Genomic DNA, 5074 nt, shown 5'->3' with positions numbered 1-5074 from the left:
CCCCTTCGACCTGATCTCGGTCTACTGGGACGATGCCGCCACGGCCGTCCGCACCCTCTCCGAGATGCCGGGTCGACCCCGCCACGACGGCCCGTACCTTCTGCCGATCCGCTCCTTACGGGTTGACGTTGATCTTGAAGGTGGAGGTGGTGTTCCGTATGTCCACCGCGTTGTTGGAGAGCCGCAGACCGTTGAAGGTGACCTCACCGACCGCGGGTCCCTGGCCCGACTCCGGCAGCTCGTTCGCCCAGAGACCGAAGCCGGACTTCGCGTCGAAGGCGTCCCCGCTCTTACGGGCCCCCGAGATCGAGACGTCCGTGAAGATCGTGTCCTTGATCGGGAACTGCGGCTGCCCGCCCACGTAGTTGGTCTGGAACATCACCCCGCTGTAGGTCGGGTCCACGATGTCCACGTGGCTGACCCTGATGCCCTGGAACACCTTCGAGGCGGAGAACACCCAGATGGCCGGGAAGGTCTGCGACCCCCAGAAGTGACCACCGGTCCGTACCAGGGAGATGTTCTCCAGCGCGGTGGGCCCGGTGCCGAACCCGTTCATCGGGTACCCGAAGTCCAGCGAGGAGATGGTGATTCCCGCGTAGACGAGGGTGTCCGCGACCCGCAGGTTGCGGAAGGTGTTGTCGTAACCGCCGTACACGGCGATGCCCGCGGCACGCCAGGTGAGGATCGACGTCAGGTTCTCGAAGACGTTGTTCTTCATGTCCGCCCCGCCGGCGTCGATCGCCGAGAAGAGCGCGAAGCTGTCGTCACCGGTCGCCCTGGCCTCGTTGTTGGAGACCAGGTTGTCCGTCGAGCCGTTGGTCATGTTGATGCCGTCGGCGAACGTGTCCCGGATGCGGGAGTTCTTGATGGTCATCCGGTCCGTGTTGGCGCCCCAGTACATGCACACCATGTGCTCGACCCAGATGTTGTCGATCACGATGTCGGAGACGCCCGCGAAGTCGAACACCTTGCCCGGACCGTCGATCCGCGAGGTGTAGTTGCCGAAGTAGGCGAAGCCCGAGAACGACGACCCGTTCGCGGTCGAGTCCGCGCGGAACCCGATGTCGGTGTTCTCCTGCCCGGCCGGTCCCTGGAACCTGGTGAACCAGGGCCCCGCGCCGACCACCTTCACCGCCTTGCCGTACACCTGGAACTTGGACGAGGTCTGGTAGTCGCCCGTCGGAAGGTAGACGCCGACCAGCTTGCCGGTGGTGTCCATCCGCACCCGGTCCAGGGCGTTCTGGACGTCCTGGTGGGTGAAGCCGGCCGGTACCGCGTAGGCCGCCGGGTCGGGGTTGGCGACAGCCGTGGCCTGCTCCAGGCTGACGAAGTCGATCGCGTAGGTGGAGGTGTTCGCGGCGTCCTTCTGCAGCCGGATCTTGGCTCCCGCCGGCACGGTCTCACCGAGCAGCAGGTGCGCCTCGTCGTAGATGTGCCGGGGCCCGCCCGCCGAGGGGGAGTTGCCGGGACCCGCCTCGGCGCCGTACAGCCAGGCGTACCGGGAGGTCAGCGGGAGCGCCTTCTTCAGGACCCCGTCGACGTAGACGTCGATCGTGGAGTCGATGCCCCCGCCGCCCGGGGCGTCGGGGATGGAGAACCGGGTCACCAGCGAGTTGGTGGCAGCCCGGGTGGTGAACTCGACGTACTCGCCGGTCGCGTCGAGGTTCACCGCCTTGCGGCCGGACGCCTCACCGGCGATGTCGCCCACCGTGCGGTTGGGGCCGACCACCTGGGCGCCGCCGCCGGTCGTGGCGTCCTCCGCCTCGTACGTGTCGTACGGCATGTTGGCGCCGCGGCCGACGAACAGCGACTGGGTGGAGACGTTGTTCGTCCGCTTCACCGGCAGCTCGTTGGCGTCGTCGGCGAGCGTCACCTTCACGGTGTACGAGCCGTTGGCCGCCGTCCACGGGCCGAGCTTCACCGAGGCCGCGGTCGCTCCGGCCGCGATGGTCCCCGAGAACGCGCCCGTCAAGGTCTTCACGGTCGTGTTGTTCGAGTCGAGCACCGCGAGGGTCACTCCGTGGCTGCCGCTCGCCGAGGCGATCGACCCCTGGTTCTTGATCGCCACGTCGAAGGTCACCGCGTCACCGGCCGAAGGGCTGGACGGCGTGGTGTTCACCGAGGCGACCAGGTCGGAGCTGGAGACCGGCTTCACCACGAGGGGATCGGTGCGGTTGTAGGTGTTGTTGGACTCGTTCTGCTCGATCACCTCGCCCGCCGGGTCGACCACCGCGCCCAGCGGGTAACTCCCCGCCTCACGCGTGCCGATGGAGGCGCTGACCGTGGTCGACGCCCCGGCCGCGAGAGCACCGACCGAAGCGGTGGCGACCTTGGAACCGCCGAGCAGCAGGTCCACCTTGGTGGCGGGCGACGCGACCGCGCCGCTGTTGCGCACCGTGGCGCCGAGGCTGATGGCGTCCGACTCCACCGGGGCGGAGGGCGTGGACGTCACACCGGTGACTTCGAGGTCCGGGTTGGGTGCCGGTACTCCGATCACCTGGAACTCCGCCACCTGCCCGGCCGATGAGCCGGAGTTGCCGGTGAACTTCAGCTGCACGTCGGCCACTCGGCCGGACACCGGCACGGTGACGGTGTTACCGCTCGCCGGGTCGAAGGAGTAACTCTTCGAGGCGGCCAGGCTGGTGAAGGAGCTCGCGCTCTGCTCCCGCCCGAGCACCTCGAAGGTCTGCGTCCGGGCTCCCCACGCGCTGTCCGGGTTGAGCTTCAGCACCAGGGAGCTCAGGTCCGCGTTGGAACCCAGCTGCACGGTCAGGGTGTTGGGGTAACTGCCCCCGGCACCTTCCCAGTAGGTCGTCACGTTGTTGTCGTTGGCGTTCGTCGCGACGTAGGTGTGCACGTACGACGAAGCGGTGATCGGCTTGGACACCGCCAGGTTGGAGCCGGTGGTCCCCGAACCGTTGCGGGTCACGGAGTTGCTGGCCGTCGACTGGTTGCCCGCCGCGTCCTTCGCCCGGACCACATAGGTGACCGTGGCCGAGGCGGGCTGCGCGTCGGTGTACGTCGTCACCGAGCCGCCGACGCTGCCCCGCAGGGCGTTGTTGGCGTAGATGTCGTAGCCGGTGACGGCGGTGTTGTCGGTGGAGGCGTTCCAGGTCAGCTTGATCTGGCCGCTCGCCGGCTCGGTCAGCGCCAGCCCGGAGGGGGCGGTCGGCGCCGTGGTGTCCCCGCTGCTCGCCTGCCGGGTGACGGTGTTGCTGTTGCCCGACTGGTTCCCGGCCGCGTCCTTGGCCCGCACGTAGTACGAGACGGTCTGGTTCGCGGGCCGGTTGTCGGTGAACGTGGTCACCCCGCCCGCCACACTGCTCAGCAGCGTGTTGTTGGCGTAGATGTCGTAGCCGGTGACGGCGGTGTTGTCGGTGGAGGCGTTCCAGGTCAGCTTGATCTGACCGCTCGCGGGCTCCGTGAAGGCCAGGCCGGACGGCGCGGACGGTGCCTGGGTGTCGCCCGTCTCGGGGCCGTAGACCTCGAACTCGGAGACCTGAGCGCCCGGTTGCACGCTGTTCGCGGTGAACAGGGCGCGCACGTAACGCGTGGTGGTGGCGTCGAAGGTGATGGTGACCGTCTGACCTCCCGCGCTGTCGAAGGTGTACGCCTGCGAGGCGGTGAGGTCCGTGAAGGCCGAGTTGTTCGTGCTGCCCTGGATCTTCAGCGTCTGACTGCGCGGCCCCCAGCTGTCCGGGAGCTTCAGGACCACCCGGTCGACCCGCACGGCGGAGCCGAGATCCGCCTGGATCCACTGCGGGAACGCGTTGTTGGCGCTCTCCCAGTACGTCGACTTGTTGCCGTCGTTGGCGTTGGACGCCGGGTACACGTCGGTGTGGCTGCTCTCCGACATGGTGCGACCGCTCGCCAGGTTCACCGAGGACGCGGCGGCGACCTCGACCTCCAGCTCGGAGAGCTGCGCGGCGTCGGCGACGGAGTTGTCCGTGATCGCGATCCGTACGTAACGTGCCTTGGTCGCAGGGTAGTTCACGGTGACCGCGTTGGCCTGCCCCGGACTGAAGGCGTATGTGGCGGAGCTCTTCAGGGTGGTGAAGCTGGTGCCGTCGGTGCTGCCCTGGACGGCGAGGGTCTGGGTGCGGCTCGCCCACCCGGCCGGGAGTTTCAGTACGACCCCGTCCGTCCGGACGGTGGATCCCAGATCGGTCTGCACCCACTGGGGCTGGTCGCTCTTCGCGGCCTGCCAGTAGGTGCCCTGGTCTCCGTCGGTGATGCCGGCTGCGGTGTTCTTCGCCCGTGCGCTGCTCGCCTTGGCCGGCAGGCCCGAGGCCGCGTTCGGCCCCGTGGCCGCCGCGGCGGTCAGCGCGGGCCATCCGACGGTCAGCAGGCTGGTGACGACCACTGCGGACAGACCGCGCGCTCTCCAGCGTTTCGCTCTCATGGATCCCCGATCCCTCGGCCTCGCCCCTGACGGAGGCGAGGCGCGGCTCAGTCGATGTGCAGGGAGGATTGAATTTATGCGTCATGCACTACATCTTTTGCGAGGAGCGGTCAGAGGGTTGCAGATATCTGGAGGTCCGTCTACCGGTCGCGTAGGTATCGATTGCCGTGATGGAGTGGCGCGATCGGTCAACACCCACTGCGATCAGGGGCTTTCGTCCGCGCTGTCAGGAAATGCAAGTTCGCCGCAAGCGATGGAAGCCGGTTGCGTTCTTGCGCAAGACGGGCCGAGCGTGGAAACGCCGATGCCCCGGACCGCGGCGGGTGGGAACGCGACGGTCCGGGGCATCGGCGGAAGAGCGGGAGGATGAGGGGGACAGGCCGGCCCCCGGGGCTCACCAGTCGTGGACGGTGCCGTCCTGGAGGCGGTTGACCGGCAGATAGGCGGGCTCGTACGGGTGGGCGGCGGCCAGCTCCTCGTCGAGCTCCACACCGATGCCGGGGACCTCGCCCGGGTGCAGGTGCCCGTCGGTGAACGTATAGGCGTGCCGGAACACCTCCCCGGTGAGCGCGGAGTGCCCCGAGTACTCCTGGATGCCGAAGTTGTGCACGGCCAGGTCCAGGTGGACCGCCGCCGCCATGCCCACCGGCGAGATGTCCTCCGGCCCGTGCG

2 protein-coding genes are annotated in these 5074 nt (G+C 68.3%); both read right to left on the bottom strand.

What is annotated here, in order from left to right:
• Nucleotides 1-115 precede the first annotated feature (115 nt).
• Nucleotides 116-4402 carry a discoidin domain-containing protein gene (locus ACWD3D_RS33390; RefSeq protein ID WP_451464463.1) on the bottom strand — a complete coding sequence of 1429 codons (4287 nt, stop codon included), beginning with the start codon at nucleotides 4400-4402 and terminating at the stop codon, nucleotides 116-118.
• A 394-nt stretch (nucleotides 4403-4796) separates the two neighbouring features.
• Nucleotides 4797-5074: enolase C-terminal domain-like protein (locus ACWD3D_RS33385; RefSeq protein WP_451464462.1), on the bottom strand; the 278-nt coding region annotated here is incomplete at its 5' end.

The sequence above is a fragment of the Streptomyces sp. NPDC002690 genome (genome assembly GCF_053592415.1).
The sequence above is the reverse complement of the archived record's forward strand: the minus strand, read 5'-3'. Positions and strand labels throughout refer to the sequence as shown.